Origin of the sequence: Acidovorax sp. NO-1 (genome assembly GCF_000238595.1) — a bacterium.
GTDB lineage: Bacteria > Pseudomonadota > Gammaproteobacteria > Burkholderiales > Burkholderiaceae_C > Acidovorax.
In genome coordinates, this window is record NZ_AGTS01000078.1 from 194577 (window position 1) to 218572 (window position 23996).

The window sequence follows — 23996 nt, forward strand, 5'->3', positions numbered from 1 at the left end:
AGCGCTTTCAGCTATCAAATTTATTGCATCATGGCATCCATCTCCCTTCGCAACATCGTCAAGCGCTACGGCCACGGGCCCAAGGCCAACCAGGTGATCCACGGCGTCAATGCCGAAGTGCAGGACGGCGAGTTCATCGTCATCGTGGGCCCGTCGGGCTGCGGCAAATCCACCCTGCTGCGCATGGTCGCGGGCCTGGAAGAAATCTCCGGCGGCGAGCTGCGCATTGGCGACCGCGTGGTGAACAACCTGGAACCCGCCCAGCGCGACATCGCGATGGTGTTCCAGAACTACGCGCTCTACCCACACATGACGAACTTTGACAACATGGCGTACGGCCTGAAGATCGCCAAGGTGCCCAAGGATGAGATCAAGGCGCGCGTGGACAAGGCCGCCAAGATTCTCGAGCTGGGCCACCTGCTGGAGCGCAAGCCGCGTGAACTCTCCGGCGGCCAGCGCCAGCGCGTGGCCATGGGCCGCGCCATCGTGCGCCAGCCGCAGGTGTTTTTGTTCGACGAGCCCCTGTCCAACCTGGACGCCAAGCTCCGCGCCCAGACCCGCCTCGAAATCCAGAAGCTGCACCGCGAGCTCGGCATCACCAGCCTGTTCGTGACGCACGACCAGGTCGAGGCCATGACCCTGGCCGAACGCATGATCGTGATGAACGCCGGCAACATGGAGCAGTTCGGCACGCCCGAAGAGGTCTACCACACGCCCGCCACCACGTTTGTGGCCAGCTTCATCGGCTCGCCGCCCATGAACCTGCTCAAGAACGCGCCCAGCGCCGCACCGGGCACCATCCTGGGCATCCGGCCGGAGCACCTGGACGTACGCAGCGAAGGCTGGGAAGTCAGGGTCGAGACCGTGGAGCTGCTGGGTGCAGAGCGCCTCATCTACGGCCGCATCAATGGCGAGCAGATCATCGTGCGGGTGGAAGAAGGCACGCACGCACCCGCGCCGGATTCGGTGATTCACGTGGCGCCGCGAGCCGACCGCCTGCACGCGTTCGACGCCTCCACCGGCAAGCGCATTGCCGCATGAGCGCCGCCATTCCCGCGCCATGGCCCTACCCCCGCTGGATTGCCCACCGGGGCGCTGGCAAGCTGGCCCCTGAAAACACCCTGGCCGCGTTCCGCCTGGGCGCGCAATACGGCTACCGCATGTTCGAGTGCGATGCCAAGCTCAGCGCCGACGGCGTGCCGTTCCTGCTGCACGACGCCACGCTGGACCGCACCACCAACGCTGCGCAGCGCCTGGACTCCACGGTCAGCCGCACCGGTGGCGATCACCCGTTCAGCACCCTGGCGCAGCTGGATGCGGGCGCATGGCATTCGCGCAGCTACGCAGGCGAGCCCCTGCCCACGCTGGAACACTTGGCCCGGTACTGCATCGCCAACACCTTCCTGCTGAACATCGAGATCAAGCCGACCCCCGGCCTGGAAGAGAAAACCGGCCGGGTGGTGGCCGAACACGCTGCGCGCCTGTGGCAGGGCCAGGCCGTGCCGCCGCTGCTCTCGTCCTTCCGGCCCGAGGCACTGGCCGGTGCACGCGCCACGGCGCCCCAGCTTCCGCGCGCCCTGCTGCTGGATACGCTGTGGGACGGCTGGCACGGCGTGGCCCGCGAACTCGGCTGCGTGGCCATCGTCTGCAACCATGCGCTGTGGGATGCGGCGCTGGTGGCCCAGGTGCAGGGCGACGGACTGCGCGCGCTGAGCTACACGGTGAACGACGAGTGGGCGGCGCAGCGGCTCATCGACCTGGGCACCGACGGGATCATCACCGACCGGGTGGACCTTTTCAGCCCGGCTGCGCTGTAGACACCCGTTCAGCTACTATTTTGATAGCTGCTAGCGCTTGATGGATAAGCGATAGCGGGCAATTTTGTTCATATTTTCACCCCTCCACACACCCACCCGGCTGTGTGCGCAGGTAGCCGGCTACCACGGCCAGCAGCGCGTCCAGGTGCTGCTGCAGCGGCGCAAAACCCGCATTGGGTGCGCGCGTGTCCTCGTCCATGTACACCGGGCGGCGGATCTCGATCTGCAGGCTGTGGCGCCCCAGCGCGGGCTGCCCGATGCGGCCGATCAGCTCCACGCCCTTGTACGGCTCGTTGATGGCCACGCTGTAGCCAAAGCCACGCAGCGTGTCGCCAATCAGGTGCAGAAACTCGGGCGCACAGGTGGTGCCATCGCGGTCGCCCAGCACAAAGTCAGCGAGCGGCGGCGCGTCCGTGCGGCCCAGCCGACGGTACACATCATTGGGCATGGAATGCAGGTTCAGGTGCCACACGCGGCCAAAGCGCTGCACGCTCGCGTCGATGGCCTGCTGCAGCTGCGCGTGGTAGGGGCGCCAGTAGCCCTCGATGCGCCGCTGCACCTCGGCCACGGTGCGCGGGCGGGCATACAGCGGCGTGGCCACGCCATCCTTGCTGATCTGCTGCCAGATCAGCCCCAGGCCCTGGCGCGTCTTGGGCCCGGGCGCCAGCGGCACGGGCCACGCGCCGTCGATCTGCGCGGGGTCCATGTCGTTGTCGGCCCGGTTCACGTCGATGTAGGTGCGCGGGAAGGTCGCGGCGATCAGCGTGGCGCCATGCGCGGGCGCGGTGTGCCACAGGCGGTGCACATGCGTGTCCTCGCCGCGGCGCAGCAGCGCCAGCGGCACGGCATGGCCGAAATCATCGGGATAGGCCGTGCCGCTGTGGGGCGAGTCGCACACCAGCGGCAGCGGCTGCCCGGCGGGCCGCCAGACCTCGACCGGGGTATCCGGCCGGGGGCTCAGGTTGTCGTCTTGCCAGATCAAGATGGCGCTCAGTCCAGCTTGATGTTGGCGCGCTTGGCCACGGCCGTGTAGCGCGCGATGGCGGCGTCGATCTGCCTGGCGAACTGCTCGGGCGTGTTGGCCATCGATTCGCCGGAGATGCCCTTTTGTTTTTCCAGGTAGTCGGGCATGGCCATGGCCTTGTGCGCGGCGGCGTTCAGCTTGGCAATGATCTCTTTGGGCGTGCCGGCCGGCGCCACCAGGCCGAACCAGCCGCCATCACCCATGCCAAGGTAGCCCAGCTCGGTGTAGGTGGGCACGTCGGGCAGCACGGGGCTGCGCTTCAACGCCAGCACGGCCAGCGGGCGCAGCTTGCCCGACTGGATGTTGGTCAGCGTGGAAGGCAGGTTGTCCGTCATGGCGTTGACGTTGCCGGCCAGCGCATCGACCGCAGCCTGGCCCGCGCCTTTATAGGGGATGTGCAGCAGATCGATGCCCGCCAGATCCATGAAGTTTTCGATGTTGGCGTGGCCCAGCGAGCCGGTGCCGGGCGAGGCGAAGGTGTACTTGCCGGGGTTCTTTTTGGCCAGCGCCACGAACTCCTGCATGGTCTTGGCGGGCACGCTGGGGTGCACCACGAAAACGCTGGGCACGCTCATCACGTTGGTGATGGGCGCAAAGTCCTTCACGGCGTCGTACGGCAGCCTGGCGTAGATGGCGGGGTTGGCGCCGTGCGTGCTTACCGTGGCCATGCCGATGGTGTAGCCGTCAGGGGCTGACTTGGCGATGGCATCCGCGCCGATGGAGCCGCCAGCGCCGCCCTTGTTGTCCACCACCACGGTCCTGCCCAGGATGGGGCCCATCTTGTCGGCCAGCAGGCGGGCCACCATGTCGGTGGAGCCGCCGGGGGCAAAGGGAACGATGAGCTTGATCGGGCGGTTGGGGTAGTCCGCCGCCTGGGCGTGAGCCAGGGGCGCAAAGGCAGCGGCCGCCGCGCAGGCAGCCAGGGTGGACAGCAGGGTTCGGCGCAGTGCCATGGGGTTCTCCTCGGTATTTGAAATGGGGCAGTCCGATTTTTGAGCGCCAGGGCGCCTGCGAAAAGCGACAAAATGGCGGCAACCCATTACCAACGCTCATGGATCATCCCGCATGCGCATCCACTCCCCATCGCTGCCCGAACTGCACGCCTTCGCCACGGCGGCGCGGCTGGGCAGCTTCTCGCAGGCGGCCGAAGAGCTGAGCGTGACGCAGGGCGCCATCAGCCGCGCCATCGCGCGGCTGGAAGAGCACCTGGGCATTGCGCTGTTTGCCCGCGAGGGGCGGCGCAGCGTGCTCACGCGTGCCGGGGCGGACTACCTGCAGGCCGTGGGGCCGTCGATGGCCACCATCGAATCGGCCACCCTGGCCGTGCGCACGCGCCGCAGCCCGCGCCAGCTGCGCCTGTCAGTGCCGCCCACGCTGTTCAGCCACTGGCTGATTCCGCGCCTGCCGGATTTCAGTGCCCGCCACCCCGGCATCGGCCTGACGTTCGCCCCCTACCGCCGCGACGACGCCCTCACCGCGCCCGACATCGACGCGTGGATCCGCGTGGGCCAGGCGGACTGGCCCGCAGGCATCAGCGCCGACTATCTGGTGGGTCGCGAGCTGGTGCCCATCTGCCGCCCGGCCGACCTGCAAGGGCCCCAGGCGATCCGCACCCCTGCCGACCTGCTCGCGCGGCCCCTGCTGTTTCACACCAACTACCCGGACAACTGGGAGCGCTGGTTCGCCGCGGCAGGTTGCCCCCACGGGCCGCTGCAGCCGGCGGCGGATTTTGACCAGGTCTCGCTGCTGGTGCAGGCGGTGATGGCGGGGCTGGGCGTGGCAGTGGTGCAACGTGCGCTGGTGGAACCGGAACTTGCCGTTGGCCGCATCACCGTGGCCGTGCCGCACACCGTTACGCTGGACCGCGGCTACCACCTGTGTGTGCCCGTCCACCGCGCGCCCAGTCCGGCCCTGGGCAGCCTGCGCGCGTGGCTGCTGGCGCAGGCCGCCGGTTGAGCAGTTGCAAGCGTCGGCGATCAGCCACGCCAGCCGCGCACCAGAACCCACTGGCATGTGGCGCAGCCCAGCACCAGCGCGGCATACGTCAGCATCTTGCCGTCGCGCCCCCACACCACCAGGCCCGCCACCAGCACGGCCACGCCCACGGCGAACAGAATGCCCAGCCGCACCCACCAGGCCATGGCAAGCGGGCTGCGCGAACCGATGAGCCCGCCACAAAGCACCAGCACCAGCGCGATGGCTGCCGCCGGGGCGACAAAATTGAAGAGGTGGTTGACGATGTCCAGTGGACCCATGAAATTGACCCAGATCAAGGCTTGAACAGGCTAGGCCGCCTGTACCGGCCAACAATTTTATAATCGGCCACTATGGCAGTCTGGGCCCTCGGCATCAACCACACCACCGCGCCGCTCGATCTGCGTGGCCGGTTCGCGTTCGCGCTCGACCAGATTGCCCCCACACTGCACGGTTTGCGCCAGTCGCTGGGCACCACCAGCCGCCACCCGGGGGTGGAAACGGCCATCATCTCCACCTGCAACCGCACCGAAATCTACTGCGCCGGTGAGCAGCCCGCCATGGACCACACGCTGGGCTGGCTGGCCCAAAGCGGTGGCGTAAGCCCCGCGCTGCTGCGCTCGCACTCGTACACGCTCGAAGACAGCCTTGTCGCACGCCACGCCTTCCGCGTGGCCAGCGGGCTCGATTCGATGGTACTGGGCGAGGCCCAGATCCTGGGCCAGATGAAGGACGCCGTCCGCGCCGCCGAAACCGCTGGCGCCCTGGGCACCACGCTCAACCAGCTCTTTCAGCGCAGCTTTGCCGTGGCCAAGGAAGTGCGCACCAGCACCGAGATCGGCGCACACAGCATCAGCATGGCCGCCGCCGCGGTGCGTCTGGCGGGCCAGCTGTTTGAAGACATCTCCGAGACCAAGATTTTGTTCGTCGGCGCGGGCGAGATGATCGAGCTGTGCGCCACGCACTTTGCCGCCAAGAACCCCAAAGCCATCGCCATTGCCAACCGCACGCTGGAACGCGGCGAAAAGCTCGCCACCCGCTTCGGTGGCGAGGTAATGCGCCTGGCCGACCTGCCCGAGCGCCTGCACGAGTTTGACGCCGTCATCAGCTGCACCGCGAGCAGCCTGCCCATCATCGGCCTGGGTGCCGTGGAGCGCGCCCTCAAGAAGCGCCGCCACCGCCCCATGTTCATGGTGGACTTGGCTGTGCCCCGCGACATCGAGCCCGAGGTCAAGGCCTTGGGCGACGTGTACCTTTATACCGTGGACGACCTGGCCAGCGTGGTGCAAACCGCGCAGGCCAACCGCCAGGCCGCCGTGGCCCAGGCCGAGGCCATCATCGACGCGGGTGTGCAGAGCTTCATGCACTGGATGGAGCTGCGCAGCCCCGCCGCCGCGGCCGGCGGTGTGGTGCCGCTGATCCAGCAGCTCAATGCCCAGACGGACGAGTGGCGCGCACTGGAGATCGCCCGCGCCAAGAAGCTCTTGGCCAAGGGCGAGGACGTGGATGCCGTGCTTGAAGCGCTGTCGCGCGGCCTCACTCAGAAGATGCTGCACGGCACCCTGGCCGAGCTGCGCGCGGGCGATGCCGAGATGCGCGCCCAGACGGCCCAGACCGTCTCGCGCCTGTTCCTGCGCTCGCAAAGCAAGACGCCCAACAACAACGGCCTGTAGCGGCGCTCGCCCGCTCCCGCAGCCGCCCCGATTTTAAGCCAAATCGGCCTCCAGCGCTTTACCAATAAGCGCCACCAGCTACCAAATACGTAGCAAAACACTTTTCCAGAATCCCATGAAACCCTTTCTCCGAAGCCAGCTGGAGCGCTATGCACAGCGCCTGGGCGAGCTGGACTTTTTGCTCTCGCGCGAAGACATCATGAGCGACATGGCGCAGTACCGGCGCATCTCCGTCGAGCACGCCGAGGTCACGCAGGTCGCAGGCCGCTACGCCCGCTACCAGCAGCGCGAGGCCGACCTGGCGGGCGCCCGCGAGATGCTGGAAGACCCCGACATGGCTGATATGGCGCGGGAAGAAATCGAAAGTAGCGAGGCCGAACTGGTGCAGCTGGAGGATGAACTGCAGCGCCTGCTGCTGCCCAAGGACCCCGACGACGCACGCAACGCGTTTGTCGAAATCCGCGCTGGCACGGGTGGTGACGAATCCGCCCTGTTTGCCGGCGACCTCACCCGCATGTACACCCGCTACGCCGCCAACGTGGGCTGGAAGGTGGAGGTGGTGAGCGAGAACGCGGCCGAGCTGGGCGGCTACAAGGAAATCGTGTTGCGCATCGAAGGTGACCACGTTTACGGCGCGCTCAAATTCGAATCCGGCGGCCACCGCGTGCAGCGCGTGCCCGCCACCGAGACCCAAGGCCGCATCCACACCAGCGCCTGCACGGTGGCCGTGATGCCCGAGCCCGACGAGCACGAGGCCATCAAGCTCAACCCGGCCGACCTGCGCATCGACACCTTCCGCGCCAGCGGCGCGGGCGGCCAGCACATCAACAAGACCGACTCCGCCGTGCGCGTGGTGCACTTGCCCACCGGCATCGTGGCCGAATGCCAGGACGGCCGCAGCCAGCACAGCAACAAGGCCAAGGCGCTGCAGGTGCTGCAGGCGCGCATCCAGGAGAAGGAGCGCAGCGAACGCGCCGCCAAGGAGGCCGCGCTGCGCAAGGGCCTGATCGGCAGCGGCGACCGCAGCGACCGCATCCGCACCTACAACTTCCCGCAAGGGCGCCTCACCGACCACCGCATCAACCTCACGCTGTACAAGCTGCTGCAGGTGATGGAAGGCGACCTGGGCGATGTGCTGCAGGCCCTGGCCCACGCCCGCGAGGCCGAACAGCTCGAAGAGCTGGAGATGGGTACCGCAAGCTGAACCATATTCAGAATTTGAACAATATTGGCCTCTAGCGCTTATCTGTCCTGCGCTATCCGCTATTAAATCAATAGTGACCAACACATCCCCCACCCTCGCCCAGGCACTGAACCAGGCCCACACCCTGGGACTGGCGCGCATCGACGCGCAACTGCTGCTGCTGCACACCCTGGCGCGCCACGACGCGGGCCGCGCCTGGCTGCTGGCGCACGACACCGATGCGATGGACGAGGCCGCACACGCCCAGTTCCTGGCCCTGTGCCAGCGCCGCGTGGCTGGGGAGCCCGTGGCCTACCTCACCGGCCGCAAGGAGTTCTACGGCCTGCCGCTGCAGGTGGACGCCCGCGTGCTGGACCCGCGCTCTGACACCGAAACGCTGGTGGACTGGGCACTGGAGGTGATCGCCCCGCTGGCAGCACCGCGCGTGGTGGACCTGGGCACCGGCAGCGGCGCGATTGCACTGGCGCTGCAAAGCCAGCGCGCTGACGCCAAGGTACTGGCGGTGGACGCGAGTGCCGATGCATTGGCCGTGGCCCAGGCCAATGCACAGCGGCTGGGTTTTCCGGTGCGGTTTCAGCGTAGTGATTGGCTGCAAGGCGTGGATGGTTTTTTTGACGCGATCATCTCCAACCCCCCCTACATCGCCAGTGCCGACCCCCACCTGGCCGCGCTGACGCACGAACCTTTGCAGGCCCTGGCCAGCGGCGCAGATGGCCTTGAAGACATCCGCACCATCGTCGCCCAGGCGCCCGCGCACCTGCAGCCGGGCGGCTGGCTGCTGCTGGAGCATGGCTACGACCAGGCCGAAGCCGTGCAGGCCCTGCTCGCCACCCAGGGTTTTGCCCTGGTGCAAAGCCGCAATGACCTCGCGGGCATTGCGCGTTGCACGGGCGGGCAGTGGCCCTTGGCGCAGACAGTGAAATAATCACCCCCATTGCGGGCTTTCAAAACCCCACGCCCGCCAGCCCCTTTCAAGGAGTATTCCCATGAGCGACACCCAACAACGTATCGACGCCCTCGTCAAATCCAGCGACATCCTGCTGTTCATGAAGGGCAACGCCAACTTCCCCATGTGTGGCTTCTCGGGCCGTGCCATCCAGATCCTGAAGGCCTGCGGCGTGGACCCCAAGGCTGTGGTCACCGTCAACGTGCTCGAAGACGAGGAAATCCGCCAGGGCATCAAGGAATACAGCAACTGGCCCACGATCCCCCAGCTGTACGTGAAGGGCGAGTTCATCGGTGGCTCGGACATCATGATGGAGATGTACGAGTCGGGCGAACTCAAGCAGGTGCTGGGCACCGAAGGCTGATCGACGCGGCCACTACCCCGTGCAAACCAGGCCGCCTTCGGGCGGCCTTTTTGTTTGCCAGCAACAGTGGCACCAAACGGGGGCTTTTCCGGTACTGAAGCGGGCATGTAGTGTGCTTGAATGGTTGCGTGACGTAACCCTCACAGGAGCATGCAATGACCAGCCATAGCCTTGTTCCCCAGCCACCGGCGTTGCGCCTGCCGGTGGCCCAGATGCGCAATGTGTTCCACCCCGGCGATGTCGAGCGCAAGCTCGCACGGTTGCAGGAGTCGGGCAACCAGCGCGAATACGAAACCCTGCGCACCGTCTACGAGCGCATGCTGGAACGTGGTCCGGAGCGCTTTCAGGTCAAGCCCTCCGGCATCCCCGACATGGCCAGCCTGTATGAGCAGTTGCCCAACTTCACCGAGGTGCTGGACGACGTCAAGCGCCACGTGGCACTGGCGCAGGACAGCAGCGATGGCCTGGAGGTCACGCCCATGCTGCTGCTGGGCCCGCCCGGCATCGGCAAGACCCACTTTGCGCGCCACCTGGCCGAACTGCTGGGCACGGGCATGAACCTCTTGCCCATGAGCTCCATGACCGCAGGCTGGCTGCTGTCGGGCTCGTCCGCGCAGTGGAAGGGCGCACGCCCGGGCAAGGTGTTCGAGGCGCTGGTGGAGGGTGAATACGCCAACCCCGTGATCGTGGTGGACGAGATCGACAAGGCCAGCAGCGATGCACAGTACGACCCGCTGGGCGCGCTGTACAGCTTGCTGGAGTACGACACCGCCCAGAGCTTTACCGACGAGTTTGCCGAGGTGGCCATCGACGCCAGCCAGGTCATCTGGATCACCACCGCCAACGACACGCGCGGCATCCCCGACCCCATCCTGAACCGCATGAACGTGTTCGAGGTGGAGGCGCCCACGCTGGAGCAGGCGCGCACCATTGCCCGCAACCTGTACCAGGGAATCCGCGCAGGGCACGACTGGGGCCGTCTGCTGGACCCGGAGCCCCTGGATGATGTGCTGGACCACCTGGCGCAGATGCCCCCGCGCGAGATGCGGCGGGCGCTGATGACGGGTTTTGGCAATGCGCGGCTGGACCGGCGGTCCACGGTGGAGATTGCTGATCTGCCCAAGGCGGCGTCAGGGCGCAGCCGCATCGGTTTCGTGCAATAACCAGGCCCCCGCCGCCAGTCCTGCGCTCGCCCGCAGGACTGGCCTTCGGGGCCCCACCCGCGAAGGCCCACCAGGCCCCCCGGTGTGTGCACACCTGGGGTAGGTGCCTGCGGAACGCCCAGATACACTCAGTCATCCGGTGTGCCGCAGCGCCACGCTCCGTCGCCATTCATGACCCTCTCCCAAAGCCTCTTTGTCATCGGGCTGCTGATTGCAGCCAGCGCCTTTTTCTCCATGGCCGAGATCTCGCTCGCCGCAGCGCGCCGCTTGCGCCTGAGGCAGATGGCGGATGAGGGCGATGCCCGTGCCGACATGGTGCTGCGCATGCAGGAGCAGCCGGGCGACTATTTCACCGTGGTGCAGGTGGGTCAGAACGCCGTGGCCATTCTGGGCGGCATCGTGGGCGAAGGGGCGTTGAGCCCACACTTCACCGCCCTGTTTGCGCTGTGGCTGTCGCCAACGTCTGCCCAGACCGCCGGGTTTCTGGCATCGTTCCTGGTCATCACCTCCCTGTTCATCCTGTTTTCGGACCTTTTTCCCAAACGCCTGGGCATGGCCAACCCGGAGCGGCTGGTGGTGGGGCTGGCAAAGCCGATGGCCTGGTGCATGACCTTGTTGCGCCCGCTGGTGTGGTTCTACAGCCGGGGGGCAGACCTGCTGTTCAGGGCCCTGGGGCTGTCATCGTTGCGCGATGACCGCATTACCTCCGACGACATCCTGGCGATGATGGAAGCCGGCGCGCGCGCGGGGGTGCTGGCCGCGCGGGAGCAGCAGGTCATCACCAATGTGTTTGAGCTGGACACGCGCACGGTGTCCAGTGCCATGTCGCCGCGCGACCGTGTGGCCTTTTTCTTGCGGGACGAACCCGATTCGGTCATACGGCTGCGCATTGCGGCCGAGCCGTTTTCCACCTACCCCGTGTGCGAGGGCGACATCGACCACGTGGTGGGGTATGTGGATGCCAAAGACCTCTTTCAGCGGGTGCTGAATAACCAGCCCATTTCCTTGGCCGACGACAGCCTGGTGCGCAAGGTGCTGATCGTGCCCGACCGGCTGACCCTGTCGGAGGTGCTGGAACAGTTTCGCCATGTGCACGAGGACTTTGCGGTCATCGTGAACGAATACAGCCTGGTTGTGGGCGTGGTCACCCTGAACGACGTGATGAGCACGGTGATGGGCGACCTGGTGGGCCCGGCGGACGAAGAGCGGATCGTGCGGCGTGATGAGAACTCGTGGCTGATCGATGGCGTGACCCCGGTGCAGGACGTTTTGCACGCCCTCTCGCTGGACGAACTGCCCCACGCCGAGGAGTACGAAACCCTCGCGGGCTTTTTGATGGTGATGCTGCGCCGCGTGCCGCGCCGTACCGACAGCGTGAGCTGGGGCGGCTACAAGTTCGAAGTGCTGGACGTGGACAGCTACCGCATCGACCAGGTCATGGTCTCGCGTCTGAGCGTGCCTGGCGCTGACGGAAACAATGCCACCACCGCCAAGGTGGAGAGTGCAGCGCCTCCCAGCTAGGAGGCCGTGGCTGCAACCAGTGGGTCGGGGTTGCCGGGCGCCGGCAGGAGATGGGGCTTCTCGGCAAAGGCCCAGTTGCGCTGCGCGGCAAATACGGCATTGGGATAGGGCGGCCTGCCCCGGCTGCCGTTGTACCGGCCCAGCGCCATGAAAAGATCGCCCCGTTCACGGTCAATGTAGTGGCGCAAGATCACGCAGCCAAAGCGCAGATTGGTCTGCAGATGAAAGAGCTTTCCGGGATCACCGTCGCCAATCACCCGTGTCCAGAACGGCATGACCTGCATGTAGCCCCGGGCGCCCACGCTGGACACGGCGTACTTGCGAAAAGCGCTTTCCACCTGGATGAGGCCCAGCACCAGAGAGACATCCAGACCGGCGCGCTTGGACTCGTACCACACGGTCTGCAGGAAATCGCGACGCACCTCCCAATCCGGCTTGCGACGGCGCAGGCGGTCGCTTTGGGTGCCAAGCCAGCGCAGGTAGTGCAGGCGGGCCTCGGTGGAGAAAAACTCCGGCTCAGGCGGCGCCTGGTTGGCAATGGCCGAACTGAGCGCGGTGCGCACCGAGTCCATCAAGGGCTCTTCGAGCTGGCCGCCTGCGTGGGCCCACTGCGGCGCACCCAGCCAGGCCGCTGGCGCCGCAAGCGTTGCCAGCGACACCAGGCAGCCGCGCCGGGATACCCCCGCGCCGTATGCCGCGAGCAGCGGGCTTTTCGAAGATGCACCGTGCATGCTCATACCGCCATGCGGCCCTTCACATGGGCCAGGATGTCGGCCACGGCCACCTTGGTGGCGGCGGCATCGCGGCGGTGCTGGTACTCGACCACACCGTCCTTCAAACTCTTGTCGCCGATGGTCACGCGGTGGGGCACTCCAATCAGCTCCCAGTCGGCAAACATGGCGCCGGGGCGCTCGCCACGGTCGTCCAGGATCACGTCCACACCTGCGGCCAGCAGGTCGGCATACAGCTGCTCGGCCGTGGCCTTGACGGCCTCGCTGCGGTCCATACCCACGGGACAGACCACCACCGTGAACGGCGCAATCGCGTCCGGCCAGATGATGCCGCGCTCGTCGTGGTTTTGTTCAATGGCGGCGGCAGGCAGGCGCGTCACGCCAATGCCATAGCAACCCATCTCGAAGAACGCCGGCTTGCCGTCGTCGCCCAGGAACGTCGCGTTCATGCCCTTGCTGTACTTGGTGCCCAGGTAGAACACGTGGCCCACTTCGATACCACGCTCGATCGCCAGCTCGCCCTTGCCGTCCGGTGAGCGGTCGCCCGCCACCACATTGCGCAGGTCGGCCACCATGTCGGGCTCGGGCAGGTCGCGGCCCCAGTTGACGCCGGTGATGTGAAAGTCCACCTCATTGGCGCCGCAGATCCAGTCGGCCATCAGCGCGACTTCGCGGTCCACCACAATCTTCAAGGGCTTTTTCAAACCAATGGGGCCCAGGTAACCGGGCTTGCAGCCAAAGTGGTCTTCGATTTCACCCAGCGTGGCAAAGCGGAAGTCCGCCAGCCCGGGCACCTTGCCCACCTTGATTTCGTTCATGTCATGGTCGCCACGCAGCAGCAGCAGCCACACCTGGGTCTTGACGATTTCGCCGGCTTCGTTGGTTTCGTCAGTTGCCAGCACCAGCGACTTCACCGTGGTGCTGAGTGGAACACCGAGCAGCTCCGCCACATCCGCACAGGTGCTCTTGCCCGGGGTGGCCGTCTTGGTCAGCACTTGCGTGGCTGCACCGCGTGGGCCTGCAGGGGCCAGCGCCTCCGCCTTTTCCATATTGGCGGCGTAGTCGCTCTGTGGGCAGTAGACAATGGCGTCTTCCCCCGTGGCGGCAATCACCTGGAACTCTTCCGAAAGATCCCCACCGATGGCACCGCTGTCAGCCGCCACCGCACGGTAGGTCAGTCCAAAGCGGTCGAAAATGCGCCGGTAGGCCTGTGCCATCACCTGGTAGCTGGCCTTGGCGGCCGCCTGGTCGCGGTCAAAGCTGTAGGCATCCTTCATGATGAACTCGCGGCCGCGCATGAGGCCAAAACGGGGGCGGCGCTCGTCGCGGAACTTGGTCTGGATCTGGTAAAAGTTTTTCGGCAGCTGCTTGTAGCTCTTGAGCTCCTGGCGTGCGATGTCAGTGATCACTTCCTCGCTGGTGGGCTGCACCACAAAGTCGCGGCCATGACGGTCCTGGATGCGCAGCAGCTCGGGGCCCATCTTCTCGAACCGGCCCGTCTCCTGCCAGAGTTCTGCAGGCTGGACCACGGGCATGGTGAGCTCCACCGCGCCGGCGCGGTTCATTTCCTCGCGTACGATGGTCTCGACCTTGCGGATCACCCGCAGCCCCATGGGCATGTAGTTGTAGATGCCAGCGCCCAGTTTCTTGATCAGCCCCGCCCGCGTCATGAGTTTGTGGCTGACCACTTCGGCATCCGCCGGAGCTTCCTTGAGGGTGGAGATAAAGAATTGCGAGGCTTTCATCGGGATCGCTAGCAGGCGGAACGGGGCCGTCCACTTGCTGCGCGCAAGGCGCCGTGCATAATGGACACAGTTTAAAAATTTGGGGTTTGATTATGCTTGACCGGGACGGCTTTCGGCCGAACGTCGGCATCATCCTGCTCAACCAGAAAAACCAGGTGTTCTGGGGCAAGCGTATACGCACCCACAGCTGGCAGTTTCCGCAGGGTGGCATTGACCGGGGTGAAACTCCCGAGCAAGCCATGTTCCGCGAACTGCATGAAGAGGTGGGATTATTGCCCAACCACGTGCGCGTGGTGGCCCGGACCCGGGACTGGTTGCGTTATGAGGTGCCTGACCGGTACATCCGCCGCGATGCGCGCGGACACTACAAGGGCCAGAAACAAATCTGGTATCTGCTACAACTGGTAGGGCACGACTGGGACTTGAACCTTCGTGCCACCAACCATCCGGAGTTTGACGCCTGGCGCTGGAACGACTATTGGGTGCCGCTGGACGTGGTGGTGGAGTTCAAACGTGGCGTCTATGAAATGGCGCTGACGGAGCTGGCCCGCTTTCTGCCCCGGCATGAGCAGCGCAACCGCTATCTGCGCAGTGGCATGCGAACCCGTGAGGGTGAAAATGCAGGCACGATGTTCAGGACCGGCTCGATGCTGATCAATCCGGGCATGGAGCTTCCGCCGGGAGCCAGTTTCGATCCCGACCCCCAAAACAGCGTGCCCGGGGAGCTCGATGGCCTCCCTTCGGTCACCGAGCCGCGCTAGCCGTTTCGCCCTCGCACTTACTCAGCGACCGTGGCAAGCCCATGAAAAAAACGCCTGCGGATGCAGGCGTTTTGCTATGGAGGGGCGTATACAGACCGGCGGATGTTTCGCCCTCAGCGTGCGCCAAGCACCATGTTGTCGCGATGCACCATTTCGGGCTCTGCAGCGTAACCGAGCAGCCGCTCGAATTCGGTCGAGGGCTTGCGGCAGAGCATGCGCGCCTCGGCCGCCGCATAGTTGGCAAGGCCCCGGGCAATCTCTGCGCCGGACGCGTCGCGCACCGCAATCACGTCGCCCCGGGAGAAGTCGCCCTCCACTGCGGTCATGCCGATGGGCAGCAGACTTTTGCCTTCGTCACGCACCTTGGCCACGGCACCTGCATCGACCACCACCGATCCACGCAATTGCAGATGATCGGCCATCCACTGCTTGCGGGCCTGCTTTTTCTGCGTCTGAGCCACCAGTAAAGTGCCCAGAGCCTCGCCACGCACCAGGCGCACGAGCACATCGGATTCGCGCCCCCAGGCAATCACGGTGGAGGCGCCGGAACCCGCCGCCCGCTTGGCCGCCAGGATCTTGGTGATCATGCCGCCCTTGCCAATGCTGGAACCCGCGCCACCGGCCATGGCTTCGAGCGCCGGGTCACCGGCTTTGGCTTCGTGCACAAACTGCGCAGACGCGTCACGGCGTGGGTCGGCGGTGTACAGGCCCTTCTGGTCGGTGAGGATGATCAGCGCGTCGGCCTCGACCAGATTGGCCACCAGGGCGCCCAACGTGTCGTTGTCGCCGAACTTGATTTCGTCGTTGACGACGGTGTCGTTCTCATTGATGACCGGCACCACGCCCAAACGCAACAGCGTCAGCAGTGTGGAGCGCGCGTTCAGGTAGCGTTCGCGGTCGGCCAGATCCGCATGGGTGAGCAGCACCTGCGCACTGCCCATGCCCTGCTCGCGCAGTTTCGTTTCGTACATCTGCGCCAGCCCCATCTGCCCGACGGCAGCGGCGGCCTGCAGCTCGTGGACCTCGTGCGGCCGCGTGGTCCAGCCCAGGCGCTTCATGCCTTCGGCAATGGCACCGCTGGACACCATGACCACCTCGCGCGGTGCACCGCCATCGCCGCGCACCAGCGCCGCCAGCTGGCGGCTCCACTCGCCAATGGCGGTTTCATCAAGGCCGCGGCCTTCGTTGGTCACAAGACTGGAGCCCACCTTGACCACGATGCGGCGGGCATCACGCAATACGCTGGAAACCATTTTTAAGCATTTTTGGCTGCTAGCGCTTACCCATCAAGCGCCACCAGCTATTGAAAATATAGCGCTAAGGTTCTATTGACCCTGGCTGGGATCAGGCCGGAGCATCTCCGGCAAAGCGGGGATCCACCTCCACCGGCTCGTTCTCGATGCGCTGCTCGGACTGCACATGGCGGAAGATGGCATGAATCAGCGGCTCGCAGCCTTCCCGCGTCAGCGCGGAAATCTCGAACACCGGCCCCTTCCACTTGAAGCGCTTGACGAAGTCCTTCACACGCGCTTCCCGCTCGTCGGCAGGCACCATGTCCAGCTTGTTGAGCACCAGCCAGCGCGGCTTGTTATACAGCTGCTGGTCATACTTCTTGAGTTCGTTGACGATGGCTTTGGCTTGGGCCACCGGGTCCACCGCATCGTCGAAAGGCGCCAGATCGACGATGTGCAGCAGCAGGCGGGTGCGCTGCAGATGGCGCAAAAACTGGTGCCCGAGGCCCGCACCTTCCGAAGCGCCTTCGATGAGACCGGGAATATCAGCCACCACAAAACTCTGCTCCGGCCCCACGCGAACCACACCCAAGTTGGGATGCAGCGTCGTAAAGGGGTAGTCTGCAATCTTGGGGCGGGCGTTGGACACCGCCGTGATGAAGGTGGATTTACCCGCATTGGGCATGCCCAGCAGGCCCACGTCGGCCAGCACCTTCAATTCCAGCTTCAGGTTCTTCTTCTCGCCGGGCCAGCCTGGTGTCTTCTGGCGCGGGGCCCGGTTGATAGCGCTCTTGAAGCGCATATTGCCAAAGCCGCCATCACCACCCTTTGCAATGGTGATGACCTCGCCCGGGTTCAGCAGCTCGTAGAGCACCTCGCCCGTTTCGGCGTCTGTGATGATGGTGCCGACCGGCATCTTGAGGGTGATGTCAGCACCAGCCGCACCAAACATATCCGATCCCATGCCATGCTCGCCACGCTTGGCTTCATGCCGACGCGAGTAGCGGTAGTCCACGAGGGTGTTGAGATTGGGGTCGGCCACCGCGAACACATGCCCACCTCGCCCACCGTCACCCCCATTGGGGCCGCCGAACTCCTTGTACTTTTCGTGCCGGAACGACACGCAGCCATTGCCACCATCACCGGCGGCAATGTCAATAAAGGCTTCATCGACGAACTTCATGGGATATCCAGTTTACAAAAGGGCGCAGCACCGGCAGCAGACTGCCTGATTCTGTCGGAACTGCGGAACGCCTTGCAGGCGCCGTCTGCCGACGACTTGAGCGCCATCGTACAGACCAAACAACAAAGCCCCGGCAAAGCGGGGCTTCGATGGCGACCAGAGGAATGAACCTCAGGCAGGAGTCACATTGACCGTGGACTTGGACAACGCACCCTTGGTACCGAACGACACGTGGCCGTCCACCAGTGCGAACAAGGTGTGGTCCTTGCCCACGCCGACATTGTTGCCGGGGTGGAAACGTGTGCCCCGTTGGCGCACGATGATCGAGCCAGCGCTGATCAGTTCACCACCGAACGCCTTGACACCCAGCATCTTTGGCTTGGAGTCGCGCCCGTTTCGCGTAGAGCCGCCGCCTTTTTTCTGTGCCATGACTAGCTCCTTCGATTAAGCAGCAATCGCACCGATTTGCAGCTCAGTGAACTGCTGGCGATGGCCTTGGCGTTTTTGATAGTGCTTGCGACGGCGCATCTTGAAGATGTGCACTTTGTCGTGCTTGCCGTGGGCCACAACGGTGGCTTTCACGGTTGCGCCGGACACCAGGGGTGTACCAACCTTCAGTTCAGCGCCGTTGCCGACAGCCAGGACCTGGTCGATCACAATTTCCTGGCCTACGTCCGCAGCAATCTGTTCTACTTTAATTTTTTCGCCGGAAGCAACGCGATACTGCTTGCCGCCGGTTTTTATGACCGCGTACATGTTGACCTCTTGATATGAGTTCTGCGGACGAATTTCCACAGAGCCCAAGAGTATAGCGCATTGCCTCGCAAGGCGCCACCCGCACTGATCCCCGCACCGCACGCGATGCGGGACTGAAACGAAGCGCCTGCAGGCCTTCCTATAATCCGGGCTCTTTCTGTGACCACCATCTTGACTGACCACACCGCCCCCGCCGCCTCCCCGCTCCTGCTCGTTGCACAAGACATGCACGAGGTTGACAAGGTCATTGGTCAGCGCCTGACGTCCAGCGTTCCGCTGGTGGCCCAGATATCGCAGTACATCATTGCTGCAGGGGGCAAAAGGCTGCGGCCCGCCTTGCTCCTAATGGTGTGTGGTGCGTTGGACTACCGGGGGGCACATCGGCACAGCCTCGCCGCAGTCGTTGAGCTGATACACACCGCGACTCTACTGCATGACGATGTCGTCGATGCCTCCACCTTGCGCAGGGGTCGCCCTACCGCCAACGAGACGTTTGGCAACCCTGCGAGTGTCCTTGTGGGTGATTTTCTGCATACCCGCTCCTTTCAGATGATGGTCGAAGCGGGCAGCATGCGCATCATGGAGATACTCTCGGAGGCCACCAACGTGATCGCCGAGGGAGAGGTGTTGCAGCTGATGAACATGCACGACGCGTCGCTCGACGAAGCGGGCTACCTGCGCGTCATACGCTCCAAGACGGCCAAACTCTTTGAAGCCAGCGCGCGCTTGGGCGCAGTGCTTGCCGGGGGTTCGCCAGATATTGAGGAGGCATGCGCAACGTACGGCCAAGCACTGGGCACCGCTTTCCAGATCATTGATGACGTTCTGGACTACGACGGTGACGTTTCAGAAATGGGAAAGAACCTGGGTGACGACCTGCGCGAAGGCAAATCCACCCTTCCCCTCATCGCTGCCATGGAGCGCGGCACAAAAACCCAGGCCGACGTTGTGCGCCACGCCATCGAACAAGGCTCCACGGACCAACTCGCAGACATCGTGCGGATTGTTCGCGAAACTGGCGCTTTGGAAGTTACACGGGCTGCAGCCGTTAACGAGGCCCGTCGGGCCATGTCGGCCGCAGAGCGATTACCGACCAATGCATATTCAGCCGCTTTGCTAGAATTGGCTGCGCAGTTGTTAACACGACGTAACTGAGCCGATTGCACCAGAATCCGGGTGCAATCCCGCCATTCGGGGTGTAGCTTAGCCTGGTAGAGCGCTACGTTCGGGACGTAGAGGCCGGAGGTTCGAATCCTCTCACCCCGACCAGGATTTCAATGGCCTTTTCCGCAATAGCACCCATTTTGTGGTGCTGTTGCCAATCTACCGTCACTGTACAGCGTTCACCCGATCGGTGATGATAGGATGGATTCTTTTCCACACCTCTAACACATTACCGGTTACATGGCCGCTGTCGATACTGCCCCCAAAGAAGCCTCCGCAGTGGCCCTCCCCGGACTGGGCAGGGCCCTGATGTCTGCCGGCAAGCTGACCCAAAAGGCAGCGGAAGACATTTACAAAAAATCACAAATTAGCCGCACCAGCTTTATCGCGGAATTGACGGGATCCGGTGCGGTATCAGCGGCAGACTTGGCCCACACGGTTTCAGCCGTGTTTGGCGCTCCTTTGCTGGATCTGGAAGCGATTGATCCACTGCGGCTGCCCAAAGAACTTCTGGATGGCAAAATTTGCCAAGCCTACAAGGTAGTTGTTTTAAGCAAGCGCAATAATCGCCTTATTGTTGCCACGGCAGATCCTACCGATCAGGAAGCAGCAGAGAAAATCAAATTCACGACCCAGATGGGGGTGGATTGGATTATTGCAGAGTATGACAAGCTGAGTAAATTGGTCGAAAGCACGACCAAGTCTACCAACGAGTCCATGGAAACGTTGGTCAGTGGTGGGGGCGATTTTGAATTTGACGACGCCCCCATTGAAGAGGCGCCGGACAACAATGATGCGGGCGCCACAGACGTCGAAGACGCTCCCATCGTCAAATTCTTGCACAAGATGCTGCTGGACGCCTTCAATATGCGCGCTTCAGATTTGCATTTTGAACCTTACGAACACCAATATCGCGTTCGGTTTCGGATTGACGGAGAACTCCGGGAAATCGCATCGCCTCCGATTGCCATCAAGGACAAGCTGGCGTCCCGCATCAAGGTGATTTCACGTCTGGATATTTCTGAAAAGCGCGTCCCCCAAGACGGCCGGATGAAACTGAAGGTGGGTCCGGACAGGGTGATCGACTTCCGGGTGAGCACACTGCCGACCTTGTTCGGGGAAAAAATCGTTATCCGTATTCTTGATCCGAGTAGCGCCAAACTGGGTATTGATGCTCTCGGATATGAACCCGAAGAAAAAGAGCGACTGCTTGAAGCCATTGGACGCCCCTACGGGATGATTCTGGTAACCGGACCCACCGGCTCCGGAAAGACCGTGTCGTTGTACACCTGCCTGAACCTCCTGAACAAGCCAGGTGTCAATATTGCAACCGCAGAGGATCCTTCCGAAATCAACCTGCCAGGCGTTAACCAAGTGAACGTTAACGAAAAAGCGGGCCTGACCTTTGCAGTTGCACTGAAGTCCTTTCTCCGCCAGGATCCGGACATTATCATGGTGGGGGAAATTCGCGATCTGGAAACGGCCGATATCTCCATCAAGGCGGCGCAGACAGGCCATTTGGTATTGTCCACACTGCACACCAATGATGCCCCGACGACGCTGACGCGCATGCGCAATATGGGTATTGCGCCCTTTAACATCGCCTCCAGCGTGATCCTCATCACCGCCCAGCGCCTGGCCCGCCGACTGTGCCCAGCCTGCAAGGCACCCGCAGATATCCCTCACGAGTCACTCCTGGAAGCAGGGTACAAGGAAGAGGACATTGACGGGAGTTGGGTCACCTATCGGCCTGTCGGTTGTTCAGCCTGCAATAACGGATACAAAGGTCGGGTAGGCATTTACCAAGTGATGCCAGTTTCGGAAGACATTCAGCGCATCATTTTGCGCGATGGCAGTGCACTGGAAATTGCGGAACAGGCGCGCGCAGAGGGGGTCCGATCACTGCGCGAATCAGGTTTGCACAAGGCGAGACTCGGCTTTACTTCACTGGAAGAAGTGCTGGCCGTCACCAACGAATAACGAGTTTGAGGGAACAGCATGGCAACAGCTGCATCACGCGATATCAAGGATTTTGTCTACGAGTGGGAAGGCAAGGACCGCCACGGTAAGATAGTCCGTGGCGAAGTGCGGGCATCTGGGGAGAATCAGGTGCAAGCCACTTTGCGTCGGCAAGGGGTATTTCCCACCAAAATCAAGAAACGCCGGATGCGGTCCGGCAAAAAGATCAAGCCCAAAGATATTGCCCTGTTCACCCGGCAGTTGGCAACCATGATGAAGGCCGGTGTACCGCTACTCCAGTCCTTCGACATTGTCGGACGGGGAAACACCAATGCAAGCGTCACCAAGCTGCTCAACGACATCCGATCCGACGTCGAAACAGGTACTTCGCTGAATGCGGCGTTTCGCAAGCACCCCATGTATTTTGACAGCCTTTACTGCAACCTTGTGGAGGCAGGTGAAGCAGCCGGTATTCTGGAAGCCCTTCTGGACCGGCTCGCTACCTACATGGAGAAGACCGAGGCGATCAAATCCAAAATCAGATCGGCTTTGATGTACCCGATATCAGTGATTATCGTTGCGTTTGTGGTTGTGACGATTATTATGATCTTCGTGATTCCAGCCTTCAAGGAGGTTTTCTCTTCTTTTGGGGCAGATTTGCCAGCCCCTACCCTTTTCGTCATGGGTATCAGTGAAATTTTCGTGAAATGGTGGTGGTTGATATTCGGCGTGATCGGTGGCGGATTTTTCTTTTTCATGCAGGCATGGAAAAGAAATGAAAAAATGCAAATGTTCATGGACCGGGTATTGCTGAAGATCCCAATTTTTGGGGCGCTGATTGACAAGTCGTGCGTGGCACGCTGGACGCGCACCCTGTCCACCATGTTTGCTGCCGGTGTGCCGCTGGTGGAGGCACTGGACTCAGTGGGTGGAGCGTCCGGCAATTCGGTGTACGCCATGGCGACCGAAAAGATCCAGCAGGAGGTCTCTACCGGTACCAGCCTCACCGCTGCCATGGGCAATGCGAACATCTTCCCGTCCATGGTCCTTCAGATGTGCGCGATCGGCGAGGAATCCGGTTCCATTGACCACATGCTGGGCAAGGCGGCGGATTTCTATGAGGCCGAGGTGGACGAAATGGTGGCGGGCCTGTCCAGCCTCATGGAACCCATCATCATCGTGTTTCTGGGTACGCTGATCGGGGGCATCGTGGTCTCCATGTACCTCCCCATCTTCAAGCTTGGCCAAGTTGTGTAATGGAGGAGATGCCAGTTTGGTGGAGCGCAAGTTTGGGTGGGGTGCTGGGGCTTTTGATTGGCAGCTTTCTCAACGTGGTCATTTACCGGCTTCCCAAGATGATGGAGCGGCAATGGGCGCAAGAGATCCGGTCTGCCCAGGCTGAGATTGCGCAAGCAGATGCCGCGCCCGCTGCTCCTGAACCGGAGCGGTTCAACCTCATGGTCCCTCGCTCCCGGTGCCAGTCGTGCGGGCATCTGGTGCAGTGGTACGAGAACATCCCCGTTCTGAGCTACCTTTTTCTGCGAGGCCGTTGCTCGGCGTGCAAGGCGCGGATCTCTGTACGCTACCCCTTGGTTGAGCTTGCGACCGGGGCTCTGTTCTTCCTTTGCATTCAGCGCTGGGGCATGACGCCCACGGGGTTCGCCTGGTGTGGATTCTCGGCCGCCTTGATTGCCTTGGCGTTTATCGATTGGGACACGACGCTGCTGCCGGACGACATCACATTGCCACTGCTGTGGGCCGGCCTCCTCGCGTCGGCGCTGCAGTGGATTGACGTGCCTCTGCATGCCTCCGTGTTCGGAGCAGCGGCCGGCTACCTCTCGCTTTGGCTGGTTTACTGGGGATTCAAACTTGTCACGGGCAAGGAAGGCATGGGGTATGGGGATTTCAAGCTGCTTGCTGCGCTGGGCGCCTGGTTTGGCTGGCAAGCCCTGGTCCCCATCATCCTGATGTCCTCGGTCATCGGCGCCGTCATTGGTATTGCCATGAAAGTTTTCAGCAGCCTGCGTGAAGGCGGATATATCCCTTTCGGCCCGTTTCTGGTTGGCGCGGGGTTCACCGCCATGGTGTTTGGCCCCAACGCCATTTTGAATGCCGTGCTGAATCTTGTGGGCCTGTAAACGATGAATCTGCGCAAGCATCCCTTGCGCCTTGGCTTGACTGGCGGCATTGGCAGCGGCAAGAGCACGGTGGGCAGCATGTTGGCCGCACTCGGTGCCTGCCTCATTGATGCCGACCAGCTGGCCCGCGACCTGACAAGCCCGCGTGGCGCGGCCATGGATGCGATCCAAGCCACTTTTGGCGCAGATTTTGTGGATGCCACCGGCGCACTGGACCGCGCGCGCATGCGCGCCCTGGTCTTCACCCACCCCGAGGCACGCGCCCGGCTCGAAGGGATCGTGCACCCTCTGGTTACGCTGCATAGCAACGCGAAAGCCCTGCAGGCTGCGGACCAAGGCCATGCCCTGATCGTGTTTGACATTCCCCTGCTCGCAGAATCCGGCCGCTGGGCCCGCAGGCTGGACGCGGTCGTGGTGGTCGACTGTTCTGAAGCAACGCAGATCGAGCGTGTCATGCAGCGCAGCGGCCTGGCGCGTGAGGTGGTGGAAGGCATCATCGCGTCACAGGCCACCCGGCCCGCGCGGCGCGCCGTGGCAGATGCCGTGATTGCCAACGATGGCGATTGCACGCTGGACGACCTGCGTCTGCACACCCGGCAAGTGGCCACGCTGTTCGGGCTATGATGCGAACGCAACCGTTT

The 23996-nt window shown here is 63.3% G+C and carries 24 protein-coding genes and 1 tRNA gene; 16 read left to right on the forward strand and 9 right to left on the reverse strand.

The genetic code is table 11. The features are described 5' to 3' along the window. Positions 1 to 30: 30 nt before the first annotated feature. Positions 31 to 1041 carry a sn-glycerol-3-phosphate import ATP-binding protein UgpC gene (locus KYG_RS11790; protein ID WP_008905128.1) on the forward strand — a complete coding sequence of 337 codons (1011 nt, stop codon included), beginning with the start codon at positions 31 to 33 and terminating at the stop codon, positions 1039 to 1041. Then, positions 1038 to 1817 (forward strand): glycerophosphodiester phosphodiesterase, encoded by a 780-nt coding sequence (gene ugpQ / locus KYG_RS11795; RefSeq protein ID WP_008905129.1) that lies wholly within the window; start codon positions 1038 to 1040, stop codon positions 1815 to 1817. The genes KYG_RS11790 and ugpQ overlap by 4 nt, the downstream gene beginning before the upstream one ends. 76 nt (positions 1818 to 1893) lie before the next feature. Here the strand turns inward: ugpQ and KYG_RS11800 are convergent, their stop codons facing one another. After that, positions 1894 to 2799 carry an N-formylglutamate amidohydrolase gene (locus KYG_RS11800; protein WP_008905130.1) on the reverse strand — a complete coding sequence of 302 codons (906 nt, stop codon included), beginning with the start codon at positions 2797 to 2799 and terminating at the stop codon, positions 1894 to 1896. A gap of 8 nt (positions 2800 to 2807) precedes the next feature. Then, positions 2808 to 3794, reverse strand: a complete 987-nt coding sequence (locus KYG_RS11805) for a tripartite tricarboxylate transporter substrate binding protein BugE (RefSeq protein ID WP_008905131.1) — start codon at positions 3792 to 3794, stop codon at positions 2808 to 2810. A 112-nt stretch (positions 3795 to 3906) separates the two neighbouring features. Here KYG_RS11805 and KYG_RS11810 point away from each other — a divergent pair, with 112 nt between their 5' ends. Then, entirely contained in the window at positions 3907 to 4797 is an 891-nt protein-coding gene (locus KYG_RS11810) for a LysR substrate-binding domain-containing protein (RefSeq protein ID WP_008905132.1), read from the forward strand. 20 nt (positions 4798 to 4817) lie between these two features. Here KYG_RS11810 and KYG_RS11815 read toward each other — a convergent pair whose 3' ends face one another. After that, complete coding sequence (locus KYG_RS11815) at positions 4818 to 5096, reverse strand: hypothetical protein (protein ID WP_034694361.1); 279 nt, start codon at positions 5094 to 5096, stop codon at positions 4818 to 4820. A 72-nt stretch (positions 5097 to 5168) separates the two neighbouring features. Here KYG_RS11815 and hemA point away from each other — a divergent pair, with 72 nt between their 5' ends. From hemA to KYG_RS11845, 6 genes are all read left to right on the forward strand, one after another. Then, positions 5169 to 6488 (forward strand): glutamyl-tRNA reductase, encoded by a 1320-nt coding sequence (gene hemA / locus KYG_RS11820; protein WP_008905134.1) that lies wholly within the window; start codon positions 5169 to 5171, stop codon positions 6486 to 6488. A gap of 115 nt (positions 6489 to 6603) precedes the next feature. Further along, positions 6604 to 7692 (forward strand): peptide chain release factor 1, encoded by a 1089-nt coding sequence (gene prfA, locus KYG_RS11825; protein ID WP_008905135.1) that lies wholly within the window; start codon positions 6604 to 6606, stop codon positions 7690 to 7692. A 73-nt stretch (positions 7693 to 7765) separates the two neighbouring features. After that, positions 7766 to 8617, forward strand: a complete 852-nt coding sequence (gene prmC, locus KYG_RS11830; RefSeq protein WP_008905136.1) for a peptide chain release factor N(5)-glutamine methyltransferase — start codon at positions 7766 to 7768, stop codon at positions 8615 to 8617. 61 nt (positions 8618 to 8678) lie between these two features. Beyond that, on the forward strand, positions 8679 to 9002 hold the full coding sequence (gene grxD, locus KYG_RS11835) for a Grx4 family monothiol glutaredoxin (protein ID WP_008905137.1): 324 nt from the start codon (positions 8679 to 8681) through the stop codon (positions 9000 to 9002). Between the two features lie 155 nt (positions 9003 to 9157). After that, positions 9158 to 10165: an AAA family ATPase gene (locus KYG_RS11840; RefSeq protein ID WP_008905138.1), complete on the forward strand. Its 1008-nt coding sequence runs from the start codon at positions 9158 to 9160 to the stop codon at positions 10163 to 10165. A gap of 171 nt (positions 10166 to 10336) precedes the next feature. Further along, complete coding sequence (locus tag KYG_RS11845; protein WP_008905139.1) at positions 10337 to 11686, forward strand: hemolysin family protein; 1350 nt, start codon at positions 10337 to 10339, stop codon at positions 11684 to 11686. On the opposite strand, the gene KYG_RS11850 is transcribed toward KYG_RS11845, so the two are convergent. Both KYG_RS11850 and KYG_RS11855 read right to left on the reverse strand, forming a co-directional pair. Further along, the gene (locus KYG_RS11850; protein WP_008905140.1) at positions 11683 to 12423 is read right to left on the reverse strand and encodes a lytic transglycosylase domain-containing protein; all 741 of its coding nucleotides are present in this window, start codon (positions 12421 to 12423) and stop codon (positions 11683 to 11685) included. The two genes, KYG_RS11845 and KYG_RS11850, sit on opposite strands and share 4 nt — an antisense overlap. Beyond that, positions 12420 to 14162: a proline--tRNA ligase gene (locus tag KYG_RS11855; RefSeq protein ID WP_008905141.1), complete on the reverse strand. Its 1743-nt coding sequence runs from the start codon at positions 14160 to 14162 to the stop codon at positions 12420 to 12422. Before KYG_RS11855 ends, KYG_RS11850 begins: the two co-directional genes overlap by 4 nt. A gap of 92 nt (positions 14163 to 14254) precedes the next feature. Between KYG_RS11855 and KYG_RS11860 the strand changes: the two genes are divergently transcribed. Beyond that, on the forward strand, positions 14255 to 14923 hold the full coding sequence (locus KYG_RS11860; protein ID WP_008905142.1) for an RNA pyrophosphohydrolase: 669 nt from the start codon (positions 14255 to 14257) through the stop codon (positions 14921 to 14923). A 113-nt stretch (positions 14924 to 15036) separates the two neighbouring features. Here KYG_RS11860 and proB read toward each other — a convergent pair whose 3' ends face one another. The 4 genes from proB to rplU all read right to left on the reverse strand — a co-directional run bounded on the left by proB (position 15037) and on the right by rplU (position 18094). Continuing rightward, on the reverse strand, positions 15037 to 16176 hold the full coding sequence (gene proB, locus KYG_RS11865) for a glutamate 5-kinase (protein ID WP_008905143.1): 1140 nt from the start codon (positions 16174 to 16176) through the stop codon (positions 15037 to 15039). A gap of 91 nt (positions 16177 to 16267) precedes the next feature. Next, positions 16268 to 17338, reverse strand: coding sequence for an Obg family GTPase CgtA (gene cgtA, locus KYG_RS11870; protein ID WP_008905144.1), 1071 nt, complete (start codon positions 17336 to 17338; stop codon positions 16268 to 16270). A gap of 171 nt (positions 17339 to 17509) precedes the next feature. Further along, positions 17510 to 17767, reverse strand: a complete 258-nt coding sequence (gene rpmA, locus KYG_RS11875; protein WP_008905145.1) for a 50S ribosomal protein L27 — start codon at positions 17765 to 17767, stop codon at positions 17510 to 17512. 15 nt (positions 17768 to 17782) lie between these two features. After that, positions 17783 to 18094, reverse strand: a complete 312-nt coding sequence (rplU, locus tag KYG_RS11880; RefSeq protein ID WP_005794184.1) for a 50S ribosomal protein L21 — start codon at positions 18092 to 18094, stop codon at positions 17783 to 17785. Between the two features lie 225 nt (positions 18095 to 18319). On the opposite strand from rplU, the gene KYG_RS11885 reads away from it, so the two are divergent. The 6 genes from KYG_RS11885 (at position 18320) to coaE (ending at position 23979) form a co-directional block, all read left to right on the forward strand. Next, positions 18320 to 19249 carry a polyprenyl synthetase family protein gene (locus KYG_RS11885; RefSeq protein WP_139019378.1) on the forward strand — a complete coding sequence of 310 codons (930 nt, stop codon included), beginning with the start codon at positions 18320 to 18322 and terminating at the stop codon, positions 19247 to 19249. Between the two features lie 37 nt (positions 19250 to 19286). Beyond that, a tRNA-Pro gene (locus KYG_RS11890) sits at positions 19287 to 19363 on the forward strand. Positions 19364 to 19498: 135 nt separating this feature from the next. Next, positions 19499 to 21238: a type IV-A pilus assembly ATPase PilB gene (gene pilB, locus KYG_RS11895; RefSeq protein WP_008905147.1), complete on the forward strand. Its 1740-nt coding sequence runs from the start codon at positions 19499 to 19501 to the stop codon at positions 21236 to 21238. Between the two features lie 18 nt (positions 21239 to 21256). Further along, positions 21257 to 22474 carry a type II secretion system F family protein gene (locus tag KYG_RS11900; RefSeq protein ID WP_008905148.1) on the forward strand — a complete coding sequence of 406 codons (1218 nt, stop codon included), beginning with the start codon at positions 21257 to 21259 and terminating at the stop codon, positions 22472 to 22474. Next, the gene (locus KYG_RS11905; RefSeq protein WP_034694240.1) at positions 22474 to 23355 is read left to right on the forward strand and encodes an A24 family peptidase; all 882 of its coding nucleotides are present in this window, start codon (positions 22474 to 22476) and stop codon (positions 23353 to 23355) included. The genes KYG_RS11900 and KYG_RS11905 overlap by 1 nt, the downstream gene beginning before the upstream one ends. Before the next feature lie 3 nt (positions 23356 to 23358). Then, positions 23359 to 23979: a dephospho-CoA kinase gene (coaE, locus tag KYG_RS11910; RefSeq protein WP_008905150.1), complete on the forward strand. Its 621-nt coding sequence runs from the start codon at positions 23359 to 23361 to the stop codon at positions 23977 to 23979. Positions 23980 to 23996: the final 17 nt, after the last annotated feature.

Coding starts and splice junctions, on each gene's coding strand:
- prfA (WP_008905135.1), top strand. CDS start 6,604: ATGAAACCCTTTCTCCGAAGCCAGCTGGAGCGCTATGCACAGCGCCTG.
- KYG_RS11840 (WP_008905138.1), top strand. CDS start 9,158: ATGACCAGCCATAGCCTTGTTCCCCAGCCACCGGCGTTGCGCCTGCCG.
- KYG_RS11905 (WP_034694240.1), top strand. CDS start 22,474: ATGGAGGAGATGCCAGTTTGGTGGAGCGCAAGTTTGGGTGGGGTGCTG.
- ugpQ (WP_008905129.1), top strand. CDS start 1,038: ATGAGCGCCGCCATTCCCGCGCCATGGCCCTACCCCCGCTGGATTGCC.
- KYG_RS11850 (WP_008905140.1), bottom strand. CDS start 12,423: ATGAGCATGCACGGTGCATCTTCGAAAAGCCCGCTGCTCGCGGCATAC.
- KYG_RS11790 (WP_008905128.1), top strand. CDS start 31: ATGGCATCCATCTCCCTTCGCAACATCGTCAAGCGCTACGGCCACGGG.
- hemA (WP_008905134.1), top strand. CDS start 5,169: ATGGCAGTCTGGGCCCTCGGCATCAACCACACCACCGCGCCGCTCGAT.
- KYG_RS11855 (WP_008905141.1), bottom strand. CDS start 14,162: ATGAAAGCCTCGCAATTCTTTATCTCCACCCTCAAGGAAGCTCCGGCG.
- KYG_RS11805 (WP_008905131.1), bottom strand. CDS start 3,794: ATGGCACTGCGCCGAACCCTGCTGTCCACCCTGGCTGCCTGCGCGGCG.
- KYG_RS11860 (WP_008905142.1), top strand. CDS start 14,255: ATGCTTGACCGGGACGGCTTTCGGCCGAACGTCGGCATCATCCTGCTC.
- KYG_RS11885 (WP_139019378.1), top strand. CDS start 18,320: ATGCACGAGGTTGACAAGGTCATTGGTCAGCGCCTGACGTCCAGCGTT.
- KYG_RS11845 (WP_008905139.1), top strand. CDS start 10,337: ATGACCCTCTCCCAAAGCCTCTTTGTCATCGGGCTGCTGATTGCAGCC.
- proB (WP_008905143.1), bottom strand. CDS start 16,176: ATGGTTTCCAGCGTATTGCGTGATGCCCGCCGCATCGTGGTCAAGGTG.
- pilB (WP_008905147.1), top strand. CDS start 19,499: ATGGCCGCTGTCGATACTGCCCCCAAAGAAGCCTCCGCAGTGGCCCTC.
- rplU (WP_005794184.1), bottom strand. CDS start 18,094: ATGTACGCGGTCATAAAAACCGGCGGCAAGCAGTATCGCGTTGCTTCC.
- rpmA (WP_008905145.1), bottom strand. CDS start 17,767: ATGGCACAGAAAAAAGGCGGCGGCTCTACGCGAAACGGGCGCGACTCC.
- KYG_RS11815 (WP_034694361.1), bottom strand. CDS start 5,096: ATGGGTCCACTGGACATCGTCAACCACCTCTTCAATTTTGTCGCCCCG.
- KYG_RS11900 (WP_008905148.1), top strand. CDS start 21,257: ATGGCAACAGCTGCATCACGCGATATCAAGGATTTTGTCTACGAGTGG.
- coaE (WP_008905150.1), top strand. CDS start 23,359: ATGAATCTGCGCAAGCATCCCTTGCGCCTTGGCTTGACTGGCGGCATT.
- KYG_RS11810 (WP_008905132.1), top strand. CDS start 3,907: ATGCGCATCCACTCCCCATCGCTGCCCGAACTGCACGCCTTCGCCACG.
- grxD (WP_008905137.1), top strand. CDS start 8,679: ATGAGCGACACCCAACAACGTATCGACGCCCTCGTCAAATCCAGCGAC.
- cgtA (WP_008905144.1), bottom strand. CDS start 17,338: ATGAAGTTCGTCGATGAAGCCTTTATTGACATTGCCGCCGGTGATGGT.